The sequence below is a fragment of the Sporosarcina sp. Y1004 genome, from assembly GCF_057669665.1.
This window is the reverse complement of sequence record NZ_JBYHFQ010000033.1, coordinates 1-23,946: the sequence shown is the minus strand read 5'-3', so window position 1 is coordinate 23,946 and position 23,946 is coordinate 1. Positions and strand designations below refer to the sequence as shown.

At 39.8% G+C, this 23,946-nt stretch carries 21 protein-coding genes; 6 read left to right on the top strand and 15 right to left on the bottom strand.

The genetic code is table 11. The annotated features are described in order from the left end of the window. Positions 1–83: 83 nt before the first annotated feature. A complete protein-coding gene (locus AC25Y6_RS17145) occupies positions 84–1,043 on the bottom strand; it encodes an LCP family protein (protein ID WP_482102582.1) in 960 nt (319 codons plus the stop codon). A 217-nt stretch (positions 1,044–1,260) separates the two neighbouring features. On the opposite strand from AC25Y6_RS17145, the gene AC25Y6_RS17140 reads away from it, so the two are divergent. Continuing rightward, complete coding sequence (locus AC25Y6_RS17140; protein ID WP_482102583.1) at positions 1,261–1,398, top strand: YjcZ family sporulation protein; 138 nt, start codon at positions 1,261–1,263, stop codon at positions 1,396–1,398. 213 nt (positions 1,399–1,611) lie between these two features. On the opposite strand, the gene AC25Y6_RS17135 is transcribed toward AC25Y6_RS17140, so the two are convergent. Then, positions 1,612–2,811: an MFS transporter gene (locus tag AC25Y6_RS17135; protein WP_488143875.1), complete on the bottom strand. Its 1,200-nt coding sequence runs from the start codon at positions 2,809–2,811 to the stop codon at positions 1,612–1,614. Positions 2,812–3,253: 442 nt separating this feature from the next. Here AC25Y6_RS17135 and AC25Y6_RS17130 point away from each other — a divergent pair, with 442 nt between their 5' ends. Next, on the top strand, positions 3,254–4,870 hold the full coding sequence (locus tag AC25Y6_RS17130; protein ID WP_482105992.1) for an ABC-F family ATP-binding cassette domain-containing protein: 1,617 nt from the start codon (positions 3,254–3,256) through the stop codon (positions 4,868–4,870). Positions 4,871–5,004: 134 nt separating this feature from the next. Further along, on the top strand, positions 5,005–5,673 hold the full coding sequence (locus AC25Y6_RS17125; protein WP_488143874.1) for a hypothetical protein: 669 nt from the start codon (positions 5,005–5,007) through the stop codon (positions 5,671–5,673). Positions 5,674–5,759: 86 nt separating this feature from the next. Here AC25Y6_RS17125 and AC25Y6_RS17120 read toward each other — a convergent pair whose 3' ends face one another. Then, the gene (locus AC25Y6_RS17120) at positions 5,760–6,056 is read right to left on the bottom strand and encodes a DUF1033 family protein (RefSeq protein ID WP_482102587.1); all 297 of its coding nucleotides are present in this window, start codon (positions 6,054–6,056) and stop codon (positions 5,760–5,762) included. Positions 6,057–6,260: 204 nt separating this feature from the next. Here AC25Y6_RS17120 and AC25Y6_RS17115 point away from each other — a divergent pair, with 204 nt between their 5' ends. Both AC25Y6_RS17115 and AC25Y6_RS17110 read left to right on the top strand, forming a co-directional pair. Continuing rightward, the gene (locus tag AC25Y6_RS17115) at positions 6,261–6,923 is read left to right on the top strand and encodes a 5-bromo-4-chloroindolyl phosphate hydrolysis family protein (protein WP_488143873.1); all 663 of its coding nucleotides are present in this window, start codon (positions 6,261–6,263) and stop codon (positions 6,921–6,923) included. Further along, positions 6,910–8,094: a toxic anion resistance protein gene (locus tag AC25Y6_RS17110; protein ID WP_488143872.1), complete on the top strand. Its 1,185-nt coding sequence runs from the start codon at positions 6,910–6,912 to the stop codon at positions 8,092–8,094. The genes AC25Y6_RS17115 and AC25Y6_RS17110 overlap by 14 nt, the downstream gene beginning before the upstream one ends. A 129-nt stretch (positions 8,095–8,223) precedes the next feature. Here AC25Y6_RS17110 and AC25Y6_RS17105 read toward each other — a convergent pair whose 3' ends face one another. The 6 genes from AC25Y6_RS17105 to murG all read right to left on the bottom strand — a co-directional run bounded on the left by AC25Y6_RS17105 (position 8,224) and on the right by murG (position 16,782). Beyond that, entirely contained in the window at positions 8,224–10,143 is a 1,920-nt protein-coding gene (locus AC25Y6_RS17105; RefSeq protein ID WP_488143871.1) for a vWA domain-containing protein, read from the bottom strand. A 10-nt stretch (positions 10,144–10,153) separates the two neighbouring features. Next, a complete protein-coding gene (locus AC25Y6_RS17100) occupies positions 10,154–11,017 on the bottom strand; it encodes an ATP-binding protein (RefSeq protein WP_488143870.1) in 864 nt (287 codons plus the stop codon). A gap of 101 nt (positions 11,018–11,118) precedes the next feature. After that, entirely contained in the window at positions 11,119–11,316 is a 198-nt protein-coding gene (locus AC25Y6_RS17095) for a DUF6501 family protein (RefSeq protein WP_482102592.1), read from the bottom strand. Between the two features lie 85 nt (positions 11,317–11,401). Next, positions 11,402–12,625 (bottom strand): 2-oxoglutarate dehydrogenase complex dihydrolipoyllysine-residue succinyltransferase, encoded by a 1,224-nt coding sequence (gene odhB, locus AC25Y6_RS17090; RefSeq protein WP_488143869.1) that lies wholly within the window; start codon positions 12,623–12,625, stop codon positions 11,402–11,404. A gap of 69 nt (positions 12,626–12,694) precedes the next feature. After that, positions 12,695–15,505 carry a 2-oxoglutarate dehydrogenase E1 component gene (locus AC25Y6_RS17085; protein WP_482102594.1) on the bottom strand — a complete coding sequence of 937 codons (2,811 nt, stop codon included), beginning with the start codon at positions 15,503–15,505 and terminating at the stop codon, positions 12,695–12,697. A gap of 200 nt (positions 15,506–15,705) precedes the next feature. After that, on the bottom strand, positions 15,706–16,782 hold the full coding sequence (gene murG / locus AC25Y6_RS17080; RefSeq protein ID WP_488143888.1) for an undecaprenyldiphospho-muramoylpentapeptide beta-N-acetylglucosaminyltransferase: 1,077 nt from the start codon (positions 16,780–16,782) through the stop codon (positions 15,706–15,708). A 117-nt stretch (positions 16,783–16,899) separates the two neighbouring features. Between murG and AC25Y6_RS17075 the strand changes: the two genes are divergently transcribed. After that, the gene (locus AC25Y6_RS17075; RefSeq protein WP_488143868.1) at positions 16,900–18,246 is read left to right on the top strand and encodes an MATE family efflux transporter; all 1,347 of its coding nucleotides are present in this window, start codon (positions 16,900–16,902) and stop codon (positions 18,244–18,246) included. Between the two features lie 45 nt (positions 18,247–18,291). On the opposite strand, the gene AC25Y6_RS17070 is transcribed toward AC25Y6_RS17075, so the two are convergent. From AC25Y6_RS17070 to AC25Y6_RS17045, 6 genes are all read right to left on the bottom strand, one after another. Continuing rightward, positions 18,292–19,371 carry a Ger(x)C family spore germination protein gene (locus AC25Y6_RS17070; RefSeq protein WP_488143867.1) on the bottom strand — a complete coding sequence of 360 codons (1,080 nt, stop codon included), beginning with the start codon at positions 19,369–19,371 and terminating at the stop codon, positions 18,292–18,294. Then, positions 19,368–20,387, bottom strand: coding sequence for a GerAB/ArcD/ProY family transporter (locus tag AC25Y6_RS17065; protein ID WP_488143866.1), 1,020 nt, complete (start codon positions 20,385–20,387; stop codon positions 19,368–19,370). The genes AC25Y6_RS17070 and AC25Y6_RS17065 overlap by 4 nt, the downstream gene beginning before the upstream one ends. Continuing rightward, on the bottom strand, positions 20,384–21,823 hold the full coding sequence (locus AC25Y6_RS17060) for a spore germination protein (protein WP_488143865.1): 1,440 nt from the start codon (positions 21,821–21,823) through the stop codon (positions 20,384–20,386). Before AC25Y6_RS17060 ends, AC25Y6_RS17065 begins: the two co-directional genes overlap by 4 nt. A gap of 234 nt (positions 21,824–22,057) precedes the next feature. Then, on the bottom strand, positions 22,058–22,897 hold the full coding sequence (locus tag AC25Y6_RS17055; RefSeq protein WP_488143864.1) for a CAP domain-containing protein: 840 nt from the start codon (positions 22,895–22,897) through the stop codon (positions 22,058–22,060). 146 nt (positions 22,898–23,043) lie between these two features. Beyond that, entirely contained in the window at positions 23,044–23,328 is a 285-nt protein-coding gene (locus AC25Y6_RS17050; RefSeq protein ID WP_488143887.1) for a CobW C-terminal domain-containing protein, read from the bottom strand. Positions 23,329–23,420: 92 nt separating this feature from the next. Continuing rightward, positions 23,421–23,946: CAP domain-containing protein (locus AC25Y6_RS17045; protein WP_488143863.1), on the bottom strand; the 526-nt coding region annotated here is incomplete at its 5' end.

Here is a 23,946-nt window from a genome sequence, read left to right as displayed (position 1 = left end):
TTTTTTCGTTTCTAGGGCTGTAGTCGACAACTTCTCTTCATTCAACTCCATAAACATCCCCTTTTCTGGTTAACATTGTTCTACTAATTCAGTTGCATTGAGAGGAATTTTGAGATTGCCTCTTTGTTTTTAGCGATATCCAGCTCAATGACGGACCCTGCATGTGAATAGGAATTATAGGAATACGAGCCTTTCACAGGCACTGTCATTGTTTCGACTTTCGCACCCTTCTTCATCAAAAGTGAAATTGCTCTTGAAATTTCGTCTTTTGATGATAAATCGGTATTAATGAATCCGGACAATGCACCAGAAAGTTTTGGGACATTGGCTAACATTCCTGGACTGACTAATTCATCTTTCATGGCGGAAATCACTTCCTGTTGACGTGCAACTCTTCCAAAATCACCTTCTTCATCTGCGCGAAAACGAGCATAACCAAGCAATTCCTTACCGTTTAAATTCTTCTTGCCAGGCAATAGTGTAACGCCGATTTTCTCAGACATTTCTTTTTTGACATCGATTTCAACACCTTGAGGGAAAGCGATATCAACAATTGATTCGAAATTAGCAAAATCGACAATTGCATAATGGTGAATAGGTATACCAAACATGCCTGTAATGGTATCTTTTGTCGTCTGTAATTTACCAAGATAATAAGCGGTATTTAGCTTATATGATTTAAAGCCCGGGATTTCCGCATATATATCACGCATGAAGGAAATGACTCGCATTTTCCCTTCACTCTTGTCCCATGACAAGACCATCATTGTGTCAGTCCGGGATCTACCACTTCCATCATCGTCTACACCAAGTAACAAGTAGTTTTCAATTGATGTATACTTTGGATCCACCGCATCGCCCTTGAAAGGACCTGGGTCGATCCCGTTGCTTTCAGCCAACGATTTTCCTGCATTGTATTCAATATACGAATATAGCCCGATTCCTATAAAACAGAGCGTAACTATTAAAAATAAGACCCTGCCGATACGAAGCTTCTTCTTTCTTCTTCTTTTAGGAATAGGTCCTTCATAATTATCTTCCATAAGTAAATTCCTCCAAAAAATGATATCTAAGCTAGGACGAACAGGAGGCCACTTGGTTGCAGTAATCTATCTCAATTATACCATGAAGCCCCATGGTGTTAACGGTTATTGTTTGATTAGCAATAAACATTCTTTTATTTGGGTAAATTGACCTGAAATTCACTTACTCAAGAAGATAAATGATAATTCCCCCACTCCCTATTACGCACTCATGCATATGTTACATAGATGTTCGTATAGGAAGGCGGTGTATGGTATGGGACGTGATTACAAAGGAGGCGAAAGTAACTCTTTCGCTCTGATTGTTGTGCTTTTCATTCTGTTGATAATCATTGGCGCAAGCTTCATCTGTTAATAGAATAAAGCTTTTTCAATCTTAATTACCCATTGAACCACTCTGCTATAAGAGCGCTTAACTCGCGCTCTTTTCACTTTAGTATCAAATTTAATGCAATCAGCTATTTCCTCCAATTCAACTATGTCACAATTAAAATATGTACATAGGAAAAGTGGACGATGAATCAGATATAGTATCTGGCTCATCGTCCACTTTTATAAGTTTTATTTACTATTTGTTTGATACTTTTTTATCTCCAATCTTGAATGCCAGAATGAACATCAATACATACAAAGATAAAATGATGACCAGTGTGTAATTATGGTTTGCGGTACCATCATAAACAATAGCGATCAAAAGAGGTAATAATCCACCCATGATGAAACCACCTGTTTGCATCATAGCGGTCCACGAGTTTGTTTCTTCCACTGTGTCTGTCTCATCAAGCGGTAAAAGAAGTGCTACTGGAAACAATCCTCCAAGCGGTATCCCCATTATAAACGCGCCTGCGTACATCAGTGGATGTATGCCAGTCCATAATAGACCTAAAGCTATCATACCTGCAGTAAGCATTAGAAAGAGCCAAAACTTACGGGCTGGAAATTTTTGCATTAATAAAGGAATAATGATATTTAAAAAAAGTTGAACTGTTGTCATTATAGAGAGTAACAGTCCAGCTTGTAACAATGTCATTCCGCTTGAAATTCCGAGTGGAGCGAGCCATGTAATGATAGAGAAAAAAGCAGATGATTGTAAACCAAAAAACAGTAAAAATAACCAGGCTTTACGTATTTTCCACGGAGATTTCAGCGTTTTTAAATTCAGCCGGGCAATTTGGGGATTAGACGGAATAACGCTCATGCTTGTTTTCGTTGCCTGGTACCAAACAGCTATACCAACAATAGCAAGTATAGACCAGATACTTAGTGAAAATGGATAAGACTCAGTTGATTCAAAAAATACTGCAGTTAAACCCGCACTAGCCGCAGAACCTACTCCCATTCCGAACGAATAGATTCCAATAACTGATGCAGTACGCTCGGGGAAATACTGTTTTATCATCGCAGAAAGAAGTGGTCCAATAATAGCGATGGCAATCCCGATAAAAAACGCTGTTGCGATAAGCACTGGGAAACCGGAAACGAAACCACGCAATCCAGTCATTATCCCAATAATAATTATCATTAAGTAAATTGTACGTTTTAAACCGAACTTACGGCTCATTATGGGGGCCAATGAGGCAAATAACCCCATACAAATGACTGGAACTGCCGTCAAAAGACTTACCTGTGCGTTCGATAACATCAATTGCTCACGAATTGTTTCCAGCATGGGACCAATCGAGGTAATTGCTGGTCTCATATTAACGGAAAGAACAAATATAGCGATAATGATATAAATATTCTTTCTATCTATCAGTTGTTTTGGCATTTCTATTTCTCCTTCAAAATTCAGATTTACAGACTTGTACCCGTTTCAACCAAAATACATAATTTCTTATGAAAGTGTAAATGATGTAATAGTATGTGCAGTAAAAAACAATTATGGAATACTCCTTAGCTTACCACCTAGAAAGCATGTATTGCTACAATATACCTTGATTTCACACAATCTTTGCGGGCCCCTACGAAGTCAGTATTTCTCAATTCAGCAACATGATTGTTTGTAATATAGAAGCATTCCTAAGAGATTCATTTTTCTAAGTTATGCGGTAATTCAGAACTGATACGATTAATCAGCGTCGCCGAATTGTTGATATAATATAAGGTATTTCAGATATATCGAATATAGATACCATATAGAATTAGCATTGTTGCGTATGCGTTTTCTTTCGTGCTATAATAGGAGCATTGTGAATTTAGGAGGATTTTGAATGATAGCAGTCAGTAATGTAAGTCTTCAATTCGGCGATCGCAAGCTTTTTGAAGATGTGAATATACAGTTTAATCCTGGACATTGTTACGGTCTAATTGGTGCAAATGGTGCGGGGAAATCTACATTTCTTAAAATTTTGTCGGGTGAACTAGAACCTCAGTCAGGAAATGTCATTATGGACAAGGAAGCACGACTTGCATTCTTGAAACAGAATCACTTCGAATACGAAGAAAGCGTCGTTCTTGATACAGTTATTATGGGTCACAAACGTTTATATGACATTATGATGGAGAAAAATGCTATCTATGCAAAAGAAGATTTTTCAGATGAGGACGGCATGCGTGCAGCTGAACTTGAAGGTGAATTTGGCGACCTAAACGGTTGGGAAGCAGAATCCGAAGCTGCTATTCTATTACAAGGTCTAGGTGTCGCTGATGAATTCCATCAATTGAAAATGGCTGAACTAAACGGTTCCGATAAAGTGAAAGTTCTACTTGCACAGGCATTGTTCGGTAAACCTGATGTACTTCTGCTAGATGAGCCTACAAACTCACTGGATTTAAAAGCAATTCAATGGCTTGAAGAGTTTCTAATGAATTTTGAGAATACGCTTATTGTCGTATCCCATGACCGTCACTTCTTAAACAAAGTTTGTACGCAAATTGCAGACGTCGACTTTTCGAAAATCCAAGTTTATCCTGGTAACTATGATTTCTGGTACGAGTCAAGTCAACTTGCACTGAGAATGTCACAAGACCAAAACAAGAAAAAAGAAGAGAAAATCAAAGAACTCCAAGCATTTGTTGCCCGCTTCAGTGCCAATGCTTCGAAATCCAAACAAGCAACTTCTCGTAAGAAAACGTTAGAAAAAATAGAGCTGGATGATATTAAACCATCATCTAGACGTTATCCGTTTATCAACTTCCAAATAGGTCGTGAGATTGGGAATGACGTACTAAGCATTCAGGATGTTAGTAAAACTCAAGATGGAAATGTGTTGCTGAAAGATGCTTCATTTACTATTTCTAAAGAAGATAAAGTTATTCTTCTTGGAGATCCACTTGCTAAGACAGCACTTCTTCAACTGCTTGCTGGTGAATCTGATCCGGATTCTGGTGTAGTTAAATGGGGCGTTACGACAACTCATGCCTACCTTCCCATCGACAACAGCGAATACTTTAGAGGCTCGGAGAAATCACTTGTTGAATGGTTACGACAATATTCACCTGATGACCAAACCGAAACATTCCTACGTGGTTTCCTTGGACGTATGCTGTTTTCTGGTGAAGAAGTGAACAAGGAACCATCCGTTTTATCAGGTGGAGAAAAAGTTCGTTGTATGTTATCAAAAATGATGCTAACAAGTTCAAATGTACTCCTTCTGGATGAACCTATGAACCACTTGGACCTAGAGTCAATTCAAGCGCTTAACAACGGCCTGATTGCATTCAAAGGCGCAATGATATTCACATCACATGACCAAAAGTTCATTCAAACTGTCGCAAACCGAATCATTGAAATACGTGAAGACGGTTCGATTTTTGATAAGCTAATGAACTACGAAGAATACCTTGAATGGAAAGAATTACAAGAAAAACAAAATAAAAAGAAATAAGCAATTGCCGTTTCCTCTTAACTGGAAACGGCAATTTTTTCTACTAAATGGTGTTTGCTGTCTAATTGGAATATAAAAAATTCTGTATGATAACCGTATAAATGGGTATAACCATATAGAAAGGAGTGTTTTTCATGAGGAGAATAAAGTTTCCCATCTTTTTGTTAGTGATGATCTTAGTCTTTTCAGGATGTTCGAAAAAAGAGCCAACTACCCTTGATAATTCCGGATCAACTAATGGTACAGTTGGAGATAATGTCGTTAACGAAAGTGAAAATGAAAATGACGGTGAAATTCCCCTGTCAGACCTATTTATGCCGGATGGCTCAAAAGCGCATTATCTAGGAGAAGGAAATGAATTTGCAGAACTTGATATCCAGGTGACACGTCCATTCGAAAATTATGTTGTCATCCATGAAAACAACGGAGGATCACTTGTTAGACATATCTATAAAATTGAATCTGACAAAATAAGCATCTTAGAAGAAATGACTGTGGAATTGCAAAAAGATTTCCCTTCTCAAGAAGAATTGGATAAGTTAGAGCCGAGTGGTGTTTATCTACAAAAGCCTCTTGAAGCAGGAACTACTTTTGGTACATGGACAATTATTGATACCGAAACAACGATAGATACACCGTATAAGAAATTCGACCATGCGATAGTTATTGAGGAAAAGACTGAGGATTATACCAACCGAAAATATATTGTTGAAGGTTATGGCGAAGTTAAACGGGAATCTATAATGTATATGGATGATGGTGAAGTCGTTGTTACTTCAACTTTGTCAACAATCGAAGAATAGGCTTGAAAAAGAGGCGTCCCTTCTCAGGACGCCTCTTTAAATCAACGTACGTTTCTTAAGTCCAAGTACTATAAATTCTATTTATCTTAACAGAAAGCATCGGGCTTCCCGTCTTTCATCAAGATAACTCCGTGATATAATTGAAGATCTTCATCACAGCCATCGCAGAAGTTTATTTCATCCTCAGACCAAAAAGCATAAAAGCAATTTTCTTTCATAGCTTCCCTCTTGTGTTTTGTTCTTAATTCGCTAGTCAGTTTTTTAAAATGAGCCTCGGCCAAAACAATATCGTCGAATGAATGGCGTGAACGGATTGTTTCCTCCCATTCATCAAACATCCACCAAGGCTCATAATCAGCTTTCATATATATAACTTCAAACATTTTTCGAAACCTCCCTATGTAACTCGTAGGTTAATGTCCTTCATTTTAACAAACTCCTACCTAATGTCCAATTAATTGCTTTTACATGCAAATTCAAATGGTAGGTACACAGTGCATTTATCGGGTATAATTGAAGTACTGACATGAAACTTTATTCGTTTTCAAACGTATAAAGTATAAGGTCAAAGGAGGTTTGAACATATTATGAAAGAAATCCAACAATTTTTAACTAGACACTTTATCACTGCACCGATCAGCTTTGGATCCTGGCTATTTTTCGTTCTGGGATTAGGTTTGCATATTGTTGTGGCCACGGGCCTTCTCGTAGCAATTTATCTTGGCGGAAACTTCGCTTTGAAGCAAATTCAACATTCAACCAATTTAAAAAAACTCGGGATGTCCCGTTCTGAATACAGTCATATAAAAGACCAAATTACAGGTGCTAAAATTAAAGTCAGAAAACTAAACAGTCTATACGGACAAGTACGCTCAGTCCAAGCATTTAAGCAACTGCATGAAATGAATAATCTGTCCCGAAGGATTCTTGGTATTGTCCGAACCAACCCAAGAAAATTCTATTATGTAGAAAAGTTTTTTTATGCCCATCTTGATTCAGCAGTTGAACTGACTTCAAAATATGCTTTATTGGTCAATCAGCCACTAAAAGATAAAGATCTTCGCATTGCTCTTCAAAATACGCGCGAAACGCTTGGCGACGTTAACAAACAACTAGAGCAAGACTTGAAGAACGCATTATCATCTGATATTGAACAGCTCCAAATGGAGATTGACTTTGTCGATATCTCGATGAAAAATAGTAAAACACCGCTTGAACTGAAAGGAGATACAAACAATGACAGAAAATAACACTTCAAAAACCATTGATGATTTACTAAATAGTCCTTTTGATGTTAAAGAGCCACTCCTCCCCCAAGAAATGCAAACTATCAATAAAGAGCCTGATAAAAGTCTTAAACTGATTGATCGTTTATCAAGTGAGGAAAGGGATAAAGCAAAATTGCTTGCTGAACAAATTCCAGTTGGCAATTACGAGGCAATAATTACGTATGGAGCAAGTGCACAAGGCGAACTCTCAAAGTTCTCATCGCAGATGCTTGATCATGTTCAAAGTAAAGACATCGGTCCTGTCGGTGATGTTTTAAAAGACTTGATGAACAAACTTTCGGAAATAGATCCAGACGATTTGTCCAACAAGAAAAAGTCCGGTTTAAGCAGGTTATTTAATAAGGCTACACGATCTGTACAAGAAATGATGACGAAGTATCAGAAACTAAGTACACAAATTGACCGGATTGGTATCCAACTTGAACATTCAAAACGCGGCCTATTAGACGATGTTCAGATGCTTGATAATTTATATGATCAAAATAAAACATATTTTCAAGCATTGAATATTTTTATAGCTGCGGCTGAATTAAAACAGGAAGAAATTGCTAATGACATTATTCCAAAAATGCGTAAAGAAGCCGAATTATCCAATGACCAAATGGCATTTCAAGAAGTGAATGACATGGCTCAATTTCTAGACAGGTTGGAAAAACGATTGTACGATTTGCAATTATCACGACAAATAACGATTCAGAGCGCACCACAAATTCGAATGATTCAACAGACAAATCAAACACTTGCAGAAAAAATCCAATCATCCATTATGACATCCATTCCCTTGTGGAAAAACCAAATCGCTATTGCATTGACATTGAACCGACAAATGAAAGCAGTCGAGTCCCAGAAACTAGTTACAAAAACAACAAACGATTTGTTACTGAAAAACTCAGAAATGCTGAAAATCAATTCTATTGAAACTGCAAAAGAAAACGAACGTGGTATTATTGAAATCGATACATTGAAAAAGACACAAGAAAACTTAATTCAAACGATTGAAGAGACGCTTGTTATCCAAGCAGATGGTCGTGCAAAACGAAAAGCCGCCGAAGTAGAAATCGGTCGTATGGAAGAAGAACTAAAACAGCGACTTCTTGCTGTCCATGAAAGAACACAAAACCGCCCAGTTTGAAGGCGGTTTTTTTCTCGAAAAATTAAATTTCCACACAGTGGATCCCTTCTATCTTGAGATTTCACCAATTTCAGACAGTCATTAAATAAACTAGCTAAACAGTCTTCCTGGACTTTGCCTTTAAAAAAATTACGTATTTCGAATCACAATCGAGAGAAGTTTTCGCAATATCCGTAATGTCTGATCAGTAAAACTATCTACGGAGTTGGAAGATGCGGATTTATTACCAAACATCATTGAAATGATAGCCTTTTCATCATCTGTAGGTTCTTCAGTCGAGAGAAATAAATGGATGACGGAAATACCTTTTTTTTCAGTTTCCATCACTGCTTCTGCTGTATCAAGTATTCCATTACGATCATAGCCAAATGCAGAAGGTTCTCCATCCGAGAAAACAAGCAGAAATTTATGCTTTTCTTGTCTTCCTGCCAGCTGATTTGCAATCCATCTAATCGCAAATCCATCGCGATTGTCTTCATTCGCATCGAACGATAAAATGGAAAGTCCGTTATCATTATAACTATCATTAAATGTGTGCATTAGGCCAAAAACATTTGGCTGTACCTCCTTCGTCGCATGGTATGCATCCTCATAATAAGATGAAATTAAATGTTTTATCCCAAGATGACGGAGTACGTCATGAAACAATAGTACAGCTCCCTTTGTTTCGTCCAATTTATCAAGCATGGATGCTGACCCATCAACGAGCAGACCAAACACGGCATCCAAATTGACAGAAGGTGCATTTTTCCTGTAAAAGGGTTTGGGTCTTTCATCGACGACTAATGTCGTTAACTTTGTTGAAAGCCGGCCTTTCATAAGTCTCTCTCGTCTCGAATCTTCTTTCAAATCGATACGTTTTTTTATTTCTACTACAAAAGATCGGACATATGGCCTTTGATTTTCACGCCAAATGGACAACTTTTGACGATTGTCAACCTCATCCACTACTTCTATCCGTTTCGCTTCGTATACCACGTTCATATGCTCTTTACCGAACATCTTTCCTGCTTTAATTCTGTGATCCTTTTTTTCAGTTTTATCACTCGTATCATCTGTCCATTGGTTATCATCATTACCTTCTGAATTTCCAGATCCAGTTTCTTCAATTGCAGCCCTTTCATCTCCACTTGCAGCATCGTTGGCATCACTTTTCCCGGAGCGTCCATGTTCTAGTTCAAATTCCAGATGAATACCTGATTCACTTTCGCTCTCACGATGCCAAGAACGGAATACTTCTTCAATTGTTTCTTTTGGAGCCTCCTCCCCCTGTTCGGCGTCAGCCATCCCTTTATGATAGTGGAATACCGTATTATCCAGAGTAATGGAGTCCCCTGCTGAATAGTACTGATGCATCAAGTCTTTGCTAAAAGACATCACAACAATCTGTAAAATTCTTTCAACAATTATAATATTGTCTTCGGTACTTCTTGAATCGTATGCTTGTTGTAAAATAGTTTGAATCGTTATGAAATCGACACTGTGTGGTAATACTTCCTCATTCCAGTCAATCGTCATCTCCGTAAATATGCCTTCATGAAGGCATATAAATAGCTGATTCATCAAAGCATCTGCATAGTGGTTTTTATGTATATTTGATAACAAAACACCACGATGGTAATGTACATACGCTTCCCTTCTCACATCAAAAACGCTTGTAGTCCCTACTCTTTCTTTAATAATTAAATCGCTTAATCGAAACTCTTCCAACATCATTACTAGTTCTGAGGCGAAATTTCGCAGTGGTTGTGAGGTGTTTTTTATGTTGAAATTAATCCACGCATTAACGCTGAAATGCTTCCAATAACCCAATGTTAGTAAATATATATCAGAGAGTCTTCCAGCATGAATTATTTCTTCTGTTCGATGACGCCAAAATACGCTCATTGAAATAATTGACTCTTTAGGTCGGAATTCAAGCAACTTTCGCTCGGTTAACTCAAGAAAGGGTGCATCCGCCAATGCACGCCCTAACCGTTCATATAATAAAAGAGTTTTTGCATCAACAGTTTCATCATTGAATTGTATGAATCGATTCATTTTCACCATACTAATCGCCTCATTTCACCCAAGTATCTACTAACTCCATGACAAGTCTGCGTTCGATAACATCATCCATTTTTTCTGCGATAGCGTACTGAACAGCACGTTTTGTGGGTATATGTTCCGCTAAGCCGATTGCATCCAGCAAACTTCTAACTGATGCTGCTTCATCGGACAGCAGTCCATTCATGACTTGTTTTTTTAAATCATTACTGATTTGAAGGAATGTCTCGATAAGTTTCTTTGATGCATTCGGATGAGAATTTGTTATGACTGCTTCCAATTGTGCTCCACTCAAATAAGGCACTGTAAATGATACAAAACGATTTTTCAAGGCCTCGTTCATTGGAGAGGTTCCTACATACCCTTCATTTATAGCGGAAATAACGGTAAAATCTTCATGTGCAAAAACCACTTCACCAGTAAAAGGATTCGTCAGCATACGGCGATGATCAAGGACACTATGAAGAATAGGTAACGTTTCTGGCCTAGCCATATTGATTTCATCGATGTATAAGATATGTCCTTTTTTCATGGCTTGCACTACAGGACCTTCAACGAATTCTATAAATGTTTCCCCCGCCTTACTAATAATCGTTTTAAAACCAAGAAGCGCTTCCGCATCTAAATCGACAGAACAGTTTATACTTTGCATTGGTTGATTGAAATAACTTGAAATTGTCTGCGCTAATTTCGTTTTTCCAGAACCAGAAGGACCTTTCAATAGAACAGGTTTTTTTAATACGATACTAATTAGCACATCTTCCCATAAATTAGGATTAGGGGATACATAACCCCCTTCTTGTATTAATCGAATCGCTTCGTGACCATGTGCTTTTTTCGACCGAATTTTCTTTTCTTTTTCTACGAGAGCGTTCATGGGTAGTCCTCCTATTAAAAAGGCCGCATGCCATAGAGTGGCTAGCGGTCTTTTAGTTATTGTCTTGTAAATAAATTTCAACATAGAGACTTCACATCATATTATTCAAAATATGTTTTGTAATAGCCCCCGACTTTCCCAGAGTTATCAAGTATGAAAATGAACTCATCAGTTTCATTTTTCACTTCATACTCTTTACCAGGTGTCAGAACGTTTGTAACTACATACTTTTCAGCCTCTGCATGTTTACAAACAACAGTACGGATTGCAGGTGCAGTAGTCCAATCTTTGAATGTCATAGCCAATCACGCCTTTCTTGTGGAATGAATAAGGAAAAATCGACCCGCTAACAGTAACGGGTCGATTAGTAACTATTTCTACGAATTAAGAACCAAGAAGAAGATCTTCAGGATTTTCAATTAATTCTTTTACCATTTTCAAGAAGCCAACTGAATCTTTACCATCGATAACACGGTGGTCATAAGATAGGGCCACATACATCATCGGACGGATTTCGACATTGTCTCCAACCGCAATCGGACGTTTTTGAATTGTATGCATTCCAAGGATTCCGACTTGAGTTCCATTCATGATTGGTGTTGACATCAATGAACCGAAGACTCCACCGTTTGTAATTGTGAATGAACCACCTGTCATGTCAGCAATCGTAAGTTTGTTATCACGTGCTTTTTTCGCGAGTTCAACGATAGAACCTTCGATTTCAGCAAAGTTTTTACGGTCTGCGTCAATAACGTTCGGTACAACTAATCCTCCATCAGTTGAAATAGCGACACCGATATCATAGAAGTTCTTAAGAAGAATTTCATCTCCGTCGATTTCTGCATTAACGTAAGGATATTTCTTAAGCGCTGCTACAACTGCTTTTGTGAAAAATGACATAAAGCCTAAACGAACATCATTCTGATCGAAGAATTGGTCTTTCTTACGTGAACGAAGTGCCATAACGTTTGTCATGTCAATTTCATTAAACGTTGTAAGCATTGCAGTAGACTGCCTTACTTCAAGTAAACGTTTAGCAATTGTTTGTCGACGACGCGTCATTTTCTCGCGAGTTATACGACCATCATCTACTACATCTGCTTTTGGAGCCGCTGCTGCAGCTGGTGCTGCTTTCGGAGTTGTACCATGAGCTTCTACGTCTTGAACACGAACGCGTCCCATTGGATCAACTGGTGATACTGCTGCAAGGTCGATGCCTATCTCGCGAGCCAGTTTACGTGCTGCTGGGCTGGCAATCGTTCGTTCAGAACCGCTTGCATCTTCGGTAGCTGCTGGAGCAACTGGTGCTGCTTCCACTTTTTGAACAGTTTCTGCCGTCGGTGCAGCTGGAGCTGCCGCTGCTGGTGCGCCTGATCCAGAACCAACAATTGCGATGACTTGTCCGACAAGTACTGTATCGCCTTCTGCTGCGAGATGCTCTTGAACAACTCCAGCTTCTTCAGAAATGATTTCAACATTTACTTTATCTGTTTCAAGTTCAACGATGAACTCACCTTTTTCAACACTATCACCTGGTTGTTTCAACCATTGTGCAACCGTTCCTTCTGTAATCGATTCTGCAAGTTCTGGTACTATAATTTCTGCCACAATAAATTCCTCCTCTAGTCTACCGTTACAATGAGTTATAGCTGTTATTTAGTATAACTTCACTTTACATTACTTCTTCAATGCCTCATCCAAGATGCGGTTCTGTTCAATTTTATGAGATTCTCCGTCGCCTTCAGATGGGCTCGAACGGTGAATTCTTCCTACGTAAGAAACTTTCTTATCGCCTGCAATTTCACGGATATAATTGTTTGCAAAATGCCATGATCCCATATTCTTAGGTTCTTCTTGTACCCAAACGAGATCTTTTACATTAGGATAACGTGCAATAATATCACTGATTTTTTCAGCTGGGAACGGATAAAGTTGTTCCACACGGACGATATGCAAATGATCATAGCCTTTGCCATCTTTCACTCGTTCAGCAAGATCAATTGCCACTTTACCACTTGCGAACAGGACTTTCTCGACTTTATCGGTCTTCTTGCCTGTTCCTGGTTGTTCGAGCACGGTTTGGAAATGACCCTCTGTCAAATCGTTGACGTCAGCACCGACAAGCGGGTGACGAAGAAGTGATTTAGGCGACATAATCACGAGCGGACGCATTGACTTTTCTCCAAGCATTTTTGCTTGTCTGCGAAGAATATGGAAATAGTTTGCAGAACTAGAAAGATTTGCGACCGTCCAATTATTTTCAGCACATAGTTGTAAGTAACGTTCGAGCCTAGCACTTGAATGTTCAGGTCCTTGGCCTTCGTATCCATGCGGAAGTAGCAAGACGAGTCCAGACTGTTGGCCCCATTTCGAGTAACTAGCCGAGACGAACTGATCGAACATGACTTGCGCCATATTTGAAAAGTCCCCGTATTGCGCTTCCCAAATAGATAACACTTTTTGGTCTTCTAGATTATAGCCAAATTCATAGCCGACAATTGCTGCTTCAGTCAAAGGACTGTTATATGCAACGAATGAAGCTTTTGAACCGCTGATATGATGGAGTGGCACTAATTCATCACCAGTTTTTTCATCATGTAGTACAACGTGACGATGCGCGAAAGTTCCACGCTGCACATCCTGACCTGTCATGCGAATTGGGTTTCCATCTTGAAGAATAGCACCAAATGCTAGCGTTTCAGCATGAGCCCAATCGATTTTTCCTTTTCCATTGAAAGGTTCTTCACGGCGTTTCAGAATTTTACCCAGTTTTCCGAACACATTAAAGCTGTCAGGGTACATGAGCAACTCCTCATTCATGCGACGCAAGTTTGCCTCATCCGTACCAGTTTCAAGGTCTCTTGGATATCCTGCGAGAACTGCTTCAGGTGTAGCATTTGAAAGAAGTGTTTTTTGTGCTGTTTCTTCTTTAACCCTGTCGTATGCAGCTTGCATCGTTGCAAAAACATCTGAATCGAGTTTCGTCACATCTTCTTCAGTCATGATGTTAGCTGAGGCTAGTTCAGAACCGTAAAGTTCACGAACCGTCGGATGCTCATGTATTGTATGATACATTACCGGGTTCGTAACAAGGGGCTCATCCATCTCGTTGTGTCCATAACGACGATAGCCGAGAAGGTCAATCAGAATATCTTTGCCAAACTTTCTACGGTATTCAAATGCGAATGAAGCTGACGCGATAACTGATTCTGGGCTATCCGCATTGACATGCAGGACGGGTACTTCATACCCTTTTGCAGGATCTGATGAATAATGCGTCGATCTAGAATCGTAATATTCCGTCGTGAAGCCAATCATGTTGTTCGCAATGACGTGAATGGAACCGCCTGTTTTAAAACCGCGTACACGGCTGTAATTGAATGATTCAGGAACAATACCTTGTCCTGGGAATGCGGCGTCTCCATGAATGAGTACAGCGTATGCAGCATCAGGGTCTTGTACAGGTATACCAGGATTATCCGTGTTTTCCTGTGCAGCTCTTGTCTGCCCTGTAACAACGGGATTGACGACTTCCAAGTGTGACGGGTTATATGCAAGAAAACGTTGCATGCCTGATTCGCCTTTATAGAGAGCACCCATATGGTATTTCACGTCACCGAACCAGCCCCGTGTCGTTTCAAGTGAACCGTCGGCAGGAAGGAACGGGTCTTCAGGGACACCCGCAAATTGTGCAAACATCATTTCATAGGGTTTATTTAAAATATGTGTTAGTACATTCAAGCGGCCACGGTGGGCCATCCCGATCAATACTTTTTTCATTTTTTGTTCTTCAGAAAGACGAACCAGTTCGTCTAGGAAGACGACTAGTGTATCAAGACCTTCAATAGAGAATCGTTTCGCACCGACGAAAGTACGATGGATGAATTTCTCAAAACCTTCAATTTTCGTCAATCGTTCGAGAAGTGCTTTTTTCTCATCAGCGGAAAATACTGTGGATACATTTCCGTTCTCTATTTTGGATTGAATCCAATTTCGTTCTTCTTCATCAATTACGTGATCGAATTCATAGGCGATTTTACCCGTATACAAGGACTTTAAGTAGTTTACTGCTTCAAGTCCGTTTTCTACACTGGATGGGACATTTTTGAAGAAGAGTGAAGCCGGCATTGCCTTCAAGTCATTTTCAGATAGTCCATAAGTGGAAAGCTCCAGTCGTGTTGAATCTTTTGGACGATCACTGAGCGGATAGATATCTGCTGCTAGATGTCCGTATGTACGGATGGCAGACTGCAACTGATAAGCGGATAATACTTTTCCAAAATCTCCGGTAGATACTGCTTCCACCGATTTGTTATGTCCCAAATCGTTCATTTCAGGCGCACCAAAACGGCTGAACATCTCGGCAAGTTCAGCATCTACAGACTCAGGTGACATTTTGAAGAGTTCGTACATTTCCATTATATACCCAAGGTTCGGACCCGAAAAAGCAGCATACGGGGAACGATGGGCGTCAGCATTATTCGACATGTAAAATGACCTCCACATTTGCCAACAGGCATATTGTGTTTATATTTTAATTCTTGTTAATATTACCACGCAAACACTTTAACTGAAAGGGTTTAGCGTTAAAATCATTAACTTTATTACCACGAACAAGAATACACCGAATTTTCATGCCTTGCAACTATTCGAGATATAAGTGAAGAATGAGAGAATCTCCATTTCGACTATTTCCGGTGTGACAAGATCATTTCAACCATTTCTTCCGGTATTATAGGAGTAGCAACTTTTTTCATATTCTCTATCAAGTTACCCTTCTTTTCTACAAAAGTGAAGAATTCTTCGGATAGTGGACTAAGCCCTATATCTTCTTCTTTCAACACATGCGCAAGACCGAGTGATTCGAAATAAGCAGCATTCAAAATCTGATCCCCTCTACTTTTTGCAGCGGAGAGCGGAATAAGTAGCATTGGTTTTCGTAATGCCAGCAATTCAAAGATTGCATTCGAACCCGCTCTTGAAACCGCAAAATCAGATGCCGCCAATAAATGCGGAAGACCATCCGTCACGTATTCGAATTGTCTATAACCCATGGTACTTTCAAGAGTTTCATCAAGGTTCCCTTTCCCGCAGAGATGGATTATATCAAACTTCGACAAAATCCTAGTTAAATCTTGCCGAACAGCTTCGTTTAGCACGGCCGAACCTTGACTGCCTCCCATAATGATCAGCACGTTTTTTTCTCCTGATAGACCCGCAATTCGCAAACCTTCTTTCCGAACACCATTGAACAATTCCGGTCTAATGATTGCACCCGAACACGTCGCTTTCCCAGCTGGAACATAATTCAGCGTCTGTTCGAACACGGTAAAGATATGATTTGAAAAAGGCAATGCCATTTTGTTAGCAAGCCCTGGCGTCACATCAGATTCATGGATAACGACAGGCACTTTCGTCATTTTCGCAGCTAATACGACAGGGACTGAAACAAATCCACCCTTAGAAAAAATGATTTCCGGTTTGATTTTCCGGATGACTGCTAATGCCTGGATAACACCAGCCCCGACACGGAAAGGATCCGTGAAATTTTTCATAGAAAAGTAACGACGCAGTTTCCCGCTTTGGATGGCATGATAAATAACTTCGGGATGACCATCACCAATCAATTCCTTTTCGATACCATCGTGGGAGCCTATATAATGGATTTCATATCCTTTTTCACTGAATACAGGGATAAGTGCTTCATTCACAGATACGTGTCCTGCTGTACCGCCCCCTGTTAATAATATAACCGGCGTTTTAATGTCCACTCACCTCTTCTACATTAAGAAATATGCTACAACTTTACGTTACCTCTTTGCTATTATAGCAAACGTAGCATGGTATAATAGTGTTTAATTGAAGAATAAAGGGTGATTTGTTTGGAAACTGCAGTTCCACTAAAGAAAAAATCGGTAAGATTGGCGACAATCGTATTGCCGATTCTGGTTACACAAGTCGCACTGTATATGATGACGTTTTTCGACATTCTTATGACAGGGCGATATGATACATACCATCTTGCCGGCGTCACTATAGGTTCTTCTTTCTGGGTGCCTGTCTATACAGGGCTTGCTGGAATTTTGATGGGGCTAACGCCGATTATTGCTCATCTTATAGGAGCTCGCCAGAAAGATGAAGTGAAATTTTCTGTACAACAAGGGCTCTACGTGTCAGTTGCCCTCGCTGCTATTGTATTTCTGATCATACGATATGGGGTTTCACCGATACTTGAATCGATGCCGCTTGAAGATGAAGTTCGGGTTGTTGCGGCCGACTATTTAGAAGCGATGAGCTTAGGGCTATTTCCTCTTTTTGCCTATACTGTATTACGTTGTTTCTTCGACGCACTCGGCGCAACGCGCGTTTCAATGGCCATTATTCTTTTATCAGCACCTCTCACGATCTTTACGAACTATCTTCTAATTTACGGGAACTGGGGCTTTCCCGAACTCGGTGGAGCAGGAGCGGGATATGCGGCTGCGATTACCTATTGGCTCATTTTTTTCATTGCCTATGGTGTCGCCTGGAGACACCAATCATTCAGTGACTACCAACTGTTTAAAGCATGGGGGAAAATTTCATTCAGAAGATGGAAAGAGATTTTATTCATCGGCGTGCCGATTGGGATTTCGATCTTCGTGGAAACGAGTATTTTTTCCGCTGTAACACTAATGATGAGTAACTATTCAACTGCGGTTATTTCCGCACACCAAATTGCGCTTAATTTCACATCGCTGTTGTATATGCTGCCAATGAGCATTTCGATGGGCGCAACAATACTTGTCGGTCAGGCTGTCGGTGCAGGACAGATGCGCGATGCTAAACAGTACAGTTATCTCGGTGTTGGGCTTGCCATTGCGTTCAGCTTTGTGTCAATTGCGATTCTTCTCGTTTTCAGGGCTCCAATTGCTTCCCTGTATACCACAGATGGACAAATTATCGGATTGGCAACACAGTTCTTCATCTATGCCGCGCTGTTCCAAATGTCGGATGCGATACAGGCTCCTGTCCAAGGTGCATTACGGGGCTATAAGGACGTCAATATGACATTCATCATGGCGATTGTCTCCTACTGGGTCCTTGGTTTACCCATCGGCTATGTGATGGCGACGTTCACTGATCTCGGTCCGTATGGTTACTGGGTCGGACTCATTGCCGGACTGACTGTGGGTGCTATCACGTTGACAATTCGACTCATCTATATTCAGAAAAAGAAATTCAGTTAAAAATGAAACCCGCGATGCATATAAGCTCGCGGGTTTTCTATAAATTCAATTCAATATACCCGTCCGCGTAATTTCCGCCTCGACCTTAACATTTATGTCAAGTTCCGAAAATGTATCATGCCATTTCCCTTTGTTCCATAAGTTAGGATGGAAGGCGCGAACTGTCCTGCCGAAACCAACGGCATCACTTTTAGCTTCTTGCAATTTTTTGATTACTTTGTTGAAATCCTTTGTTAGTTCTTTCGAAAGGAATTCCTCTACTTCTTTCCTTGTTTTTTCTTCATCCAAATGATCGTGAGGAAATTCCTCTACACTGAATTTTATTTTATAAGTTGCATCGATCTTGCCGTCCCGAATGTCCCATTTCCGTTTATATCTCGACAGCTCAACCGTAAGTGGATAAGATTTGCCGTCTTTTTTCCACATATATGTGAACAGTGCATACTTTCCAGGTTTCTTTTGAAGAACTTGGACGATTATGGATTCCTTCTTGTCTAATGTGTGTCCCGTGAAAACTTTTTCACTGAATAAGGCTATACCCGACACTTCAGGAGTACCCATCTTTTCGGACATTTTAATGAAAGGCAGTGTAAGGTCAATTCCTTCGTCAATTAGTAGTCTAGCAACGTTCTGAATATCAATGTCTGGCAGAACAGATAAAGCTAATTCAGTTTCTAAAATGTCGTGATAGTAATCAGGTAATTCTATGGAGAGCTTTTCTGACTTCTCCATATATGGAGCCATTTCCCCTTCTACAACCACCACTCTAGCGCTCATCCGGTTACGTGGCGTTCTGTAGATTGCATCAAAAGTATTTGCTATATCCGACTTCGCTGTCTCTGCAGTAATGAGTAGTACTTGCAAGTGCGACAAATCAAGAAGTTCACTGGTCTTCCGATTTGCGTCAAATCGCATATCCACTTTTGAAACACCAGTTCCTTTAACAGTCCCATAACTGATGGATTCATTGGATATTTCGGAGAAGGAGTAGTATCCCGTGAATTTCCCGTCCTCTTCCTCAATACCAATGAGCGGGACGATGGAGACCTCCTTGTATAATTGTTCATCCCAACATCCTGCCAACAGGAAAGAACATGTGATGAAAATGACTACAATTTTCTTCATTTCTCTTTCCTCCTATTCGCAATGATGACGATGGCTGGAATAATGATAGCAAATAAGAGATGCACATAAGGGATTACGTCATTCAATAATTCTATATACTTTTTTGACACAAAGAATAAGGGCAATAAAACAAGCAAAACATGCCAAATAATTGTATCCCTTTTGTGATGCTCGTTTGCATGGAGCCGGTGGACATACAAAGCGGAAAAAGAGAGGATTGCAACGGTAATGATGCTCCAAATCATCCAAATGTAAAGGAAAAACAAGTCGAGACGCTCGACAAAAGTTACTTCCTGGGATTTCAAAATATAAAGAAGCGGTTCCGGGATCGTTTGCAAGCCGGTGAACGTGAAATATAACATTGTAATCATGATGGATATAAAGAAGAACGAAAACCACGTCATTTGGTAGACGAATAACGGGAAACCTTTTATTTTCTCCTTTACATCGACGTGCCTTCTGAAAAACAAATATAATTCAATTCCTAAGAAAGCAGTCTGTGCCTTTATAAGACCTCCAACCCATTCCTTTCCAGTCGATTCCCCTAAAGGGAAAATGTTCGTCCATACGAGATCACCCCAAGCAAACTGCAGAAATATCATAAAAAGAATAATGAGCGGGATAAGAATGACCGTTAAATTAATGACAGTTTCTGCCCTGCTCAAATTTGCATACAGCGATACACTAACCATCGCCGCTAGGGCGATAAATTGAGGTGTTTCCGGGAACCCCCAGACTGCAAGTGTATAGTCGATGTATGCAAGATATGATACCGTAACAAAAAGCCAGTACCCTTTATACACCCAACCGACAAATGGACCAATAGTAAAACGCTTATAATACCGTTCATAAAAGAGTAGTAGCAAGTAGTGAAGGACTCCGGCAACGAGAAACACAAGCCACGCATCTCTGCCCGACGCAATAATGAACGGTGATGGAAAGGAAAAGAATGACGATCCGGTCTGTATAATGAAAAGAAGTAGAAAAAACTGAAGCCTCGACAAATTGAAATTCAAGTTTCTTCACCGTCCTTCTGCTTGCCCTCTCCTCCGTGCGTTAATGTCTGTTGTTGCTTATGGTTTTTATAATACGGAATCCTAAAGAATACATTTTTGAATCGGGAAGGATCGAATGGAATCAACGGTGACAAATAGGGTTGTTTCAGTGAAGATTGATTCATCATATGGATAAAGAGGATGAGTGTCGCAATAGCGATGCCAAAAAAACCAAAAAGAGTTGCAGCAACCATCATCGGATATCTGATGAGTCGGATTGACGTGTTCATTTCAAGGTTTGGAATGACAAAACTTGAAATTGCGGTCATCGCCACGACGATAACCATCAAGTTTGATACAAGTCCTGCCTTAACAATTGCATCTCCGATAACGAGGCCTCCTACAATACCAATTGTAGGTCCAACCGGTGCCGGCAGCCTGATTGTCGCTTCACGTATGACTTCAATGAAAGTTTCGACAATAAGAGCTTCAACAATTGGACGGTATGGGATATCTTGTACAGCAATTTTGACTTTTTCACTTAGTTCAAATGGCAAAATTTCAGAATGAAAACCGACTACCGCAATATAAAATGCGGGCAAGAAAATAGCAATCATGAAACAAATCAATCTGAGTATACGAAAGAAAGTTCCGACATAAACACGTCCATTAAAGTCGTCCGGTGACTCGAAAAACGAAAAAAAAGTAACCGGCGCAACGAGCACTGCAGGAGATTGGTCGGTGAAAATGGCTATCTTACCTTCCAGCAAATTCGCGACAACACGGTCTGGCCTTTCCGTGTTAAGGAACTGCGGGAAAGGGGACCAAACGGAATCCTCCAAATAATCTTCGATTTGTCCATTGCTGTATACTTTGGGTGCATCGATAGCTTCCAATCGACTTTTAACGTCCTGAACAACGTCTTTATCAGCGATTGACTCAATGTAGACATACGTGACTTTCGTATTCGTTACTTTACCAATCCGAATATCCTTTACGACTAAATCAGGGATTGTAAGATGCTTGCGAATGAGGGAAATATTTTTGTCGGTGCTTTCTACAAAACCTTCATGGGCACCCCGAATGACAAATTCATTAGTGGGTTCAGACGTTGATCGAACTTCATGAACTGGTATCGTAATTGTCATAATCAGGTTCGTTGCAGGGAAATAGATTGCAACAAACCCGTTTGTAACACTTTCGACCAATTTCGGTACTGAAAATGCTTCCACACTCGATACGGCAGTTCCACCCCAATTCGGAAGCTCATCAATCTCGCGTTTCCGGATAATATCAATTTGTAGATTCACTTCACCACTTTCCGTCATCGTATTAAAAAAGCAGACGATGCCGACCCCATCTTTCCAATTGACTTCCCGTACGATAAGATCCGTCGAATCATGAAATAAATTTTTTATGTATAAAATCAAACTGTCATTCGACTTCACTTCATTCATCATACTCACCTCTTTAAGAGTATGCGCAACGTAAAAAAGTTTTAAACTTTTTCCGGAAGTGTGTCTAGGATGCAAAAATCTATTTGGTTTACATAACTATATTATCTGACATACTCGAAAAATATGAAATGGTTAAAAACAATTTTAATGGTTAGCTAAAACTAGAACAAAATAAAAAAGAGTCATCCTCTGTACCGGAACGCTTCCAGTGCAAAGGACGACTCTTCAATCATATTATTTTTGAATAAACTGTTGTGTCCAGTAATTACCGTTTTTGTCATAACCGATACCAATGTGAGTGAATCCAGGTGTTAAGATATTTTCTCTATGTCCTGGGGATTCCATCCATCCTTTTACAACCTCTTCAGCTGAACGTTGACCCATCGCAATGTTTTCTGCTGCTGATTTATACGAAACGCCATTTGCTTTCATCTGATCAAACGGTGAACCGTATGTTGGGCTAGTATGTGAAAAGTATCCTTTTGAAGCCATATCTGTCGACTTTTGACGTGCAGAATTCATCAACTTATCATCTGTTTGCAATGGATTAAGACCTGCTTTTTGTCTTTCCACATTTGTTAAGTCCAGTACTGCTTTTTCAATCGCGGAAACAGATGTGTTTTGCGCTGATTCTACTGGTTTAGTAGGTGCTACTTCAGCAGGTTTTTCCGGAGCCGGTGCTGGCGTTGGAGCTGGTTTTGGTGCCGGTACTGGTTTAGTAGGAGCAGGTTTCTGTACTGGTTTTTCCTGTACTGGTTTTTCTACTGGTTTTTCCTGTACTGGTTTTTCTACCGGTTTTTCCTGTACTGGTTTCTCTACTGGTTTGGTCGGCACAGCGACCTCTTTATTTGTTTCATATGATTTTAACAAGCTGTAAAGCTTTTCAAAATCAATATCTTTACCGAACTTTGGATTATAGGAAAAAGATTGTTTCTCCCCCCCTATGTACAATTGAATATACTGTTGTACTTTTTGCACCTGTACATTGTTTTCTGAATATGAAGCCTCTACATTATTGTTGTTCGGCAGTAATAGCGCCGAACCGAGCATGAGTACTGCAATCGATTTTTTCATCTCATTACTCCTCCCTTCGCAAACTATCATAACGCGGGAGAGAATCAGATTATCGGTTTTTATTACCAACCTATCCAATTCTTAATCAAGTGTCTTAGTAAGAGAGTTCATGATTCATGATATTGGATAACTTTGGGCGACTATCTTTATATTTCATCTGAAATGGGGTTGACACCCTCGTAATATATTGATTCTATTCCTTCTCCGATGACAACTAGACGAGCCTCCATTTTAATGTATTCTGGCATCCAGTTGACCATTCCATAAGCATATTGAAATAAATATGGGTTTTTAAATCCGTTGATTGGAACATAACCTTTCATTCTATATACTGTTTCCGGTAATGATTTTACCCAGTACTCAAACTCTTCTTTATTAACGCTATTCGTAAATGTTAGAAGATGGTTAAAAGCGTAGTGTGTACAATCAATTTAAATGGTTTGCTAAAACTGTAATATAATAAAAAAAGAGTCATCCTCTGTACTGGAATGCTTCCAATGCAAAGGACAACTCTTCGATTATATTATTTTTGGATAAACTGTTGTGTCCAGTAATTACCGCTTTTGTCATAACCGATACCAATGTGAGTGAATTCAGGTGTTAAGATATTTTGTCTATGTCCTGGTGATTCCATCCATCCTTTTACAACCTCTTCAGCTGAACGTTGACCCATCGCAATGTTTTCTGCTGCTGATTTATACGAAACGCCATTTGCTTTCATCTGATCAAACGGTGAACCGTATGTTGGACTAGTATGTGAAAAGTATCCTTTTGAAGCCATATCTGTCGACTTTTGACGTGCAGAATTCATCAACTTATCATCTGTTTGCAATGGATTAAGACCTGCTTTTTGTCTTTCCACATTTGTTAAGTCAAGCACTGCTTTTTCAATCGCGGAAACAGATGTGTTTTGCGCTGATTCTACTGGTTTAGTAGGTGCTACTTCAGCAGGTTTTTCCGGAGCCGGAGCCGGTGCCGGCGCTGGTGCTGGTTTAGTAGGAGCAGGTTTCTCTACCGGTTTTTCCTGTACTGGTTTCTCTACTGGTTTT

Coding starts and splice junctions, on each gene's coding strand:
- AC25Y6_RS17145 (WP_482102582.1), bottom strand. CDS start 1,043: ATGGAAGATAATTATGAAGGACCTATTCCTAAAAGAAGAAGAAAGAAG.
- AC25Y6_RS17140 (WP_482102583.1), top strand. CDS start 1,261: ATGTTACATAGATGTTCGTATAGGAAGGCGGTGTATGGTATGGGACGT.
- AC25Y6_RS17135 (WP_488143875.1), bottom strand. CDS start 2,811: ATGCCAAAACAACTGATAGATAGAAAGAATATTTATATCATTATCGCT.
- AC25Y6_RS17130 (WP_482105992.1), top strand. CDS start 3,254: ATGATAGCAGTCAGTAATGTAAGTCTTCAATTCGGCGATCGCAAGCTT.
- AC25Y6_RS17125 (WP_488143874.1), top strand. CDS start 5,005: ATGAGGAGAATAAAGTTTCCCATCTTTTTGTTAGTGATGATCTTAGTC.
- AC25Y6_RS17120 (WP_482102587.1), bottom strand. CDS start 6,056: ATGTTTGAAGTTATATATATGAAAGCTGATTATGAGCCTTGGTGGATG.
- AC25Y6_RS17115 (WP_488143873.1), top strand. CDS start 6,261: ATGAAAGAAATCCAACAATTTTTAACTAGACACTTTATCACTGCACCG.
- AC25Y6_RS17110 (WP_488143872.1), top strand. CDS start 6,910: ATGACAGAAAATAACACTTCAAAAACCATTGATGATTTACTAAATAGT.
- AC25Y6_RS17105 (WP_488143871.1), bottom strand. CDS start 10,143: ATGGTGAAAATGAATCGATTCATACAATTCAATGATGAAACTGTTGAT.
- AC25Y6_RS17100 (WP_488143870.1), bottom strand. CDS start 11,017: ATGAACGCTCTCGTAGAAAAAGAAAAGAAAATTCGGTCGAAAAAAGCA.
- AC25Y6_RS17095 (WP_482102592.1), bottom strand. CDS start 11,316: ATGACATTCAAAGATTGGACTACTGCACCTGCAATCCGTACTGTTGTT.
- AC25Y6_RS17085 (WP_482102594.1), bottom strand. CDS start 15,505: ATGTCGAATAATGCTGACGCCCATCGTTCCCCGTATGCTGCTTTTTCG.
- AC25Y6_RS17070 (WP_488143867.1), bottom strand. CDS start 19,371: ATGAAGAAAATTGTAGTCATTTTCATCACATGTTCTTTCCTGTTGGCA.
- AC25Y6_RS17060 (WP_488143865.1), bottom strand. CDS start 21,823: ATGAATGAAGTGAAGTCGAATGACAGTTTGATTTTATACATAAAAAAT.
- AC25Y6_RS17055 (WP_488143864.1), bottom strand. CDS start 22,897: ATGAAAAAATCGATTGCAGTACTCATGCTCGGTTCGGCGCTATTACTG.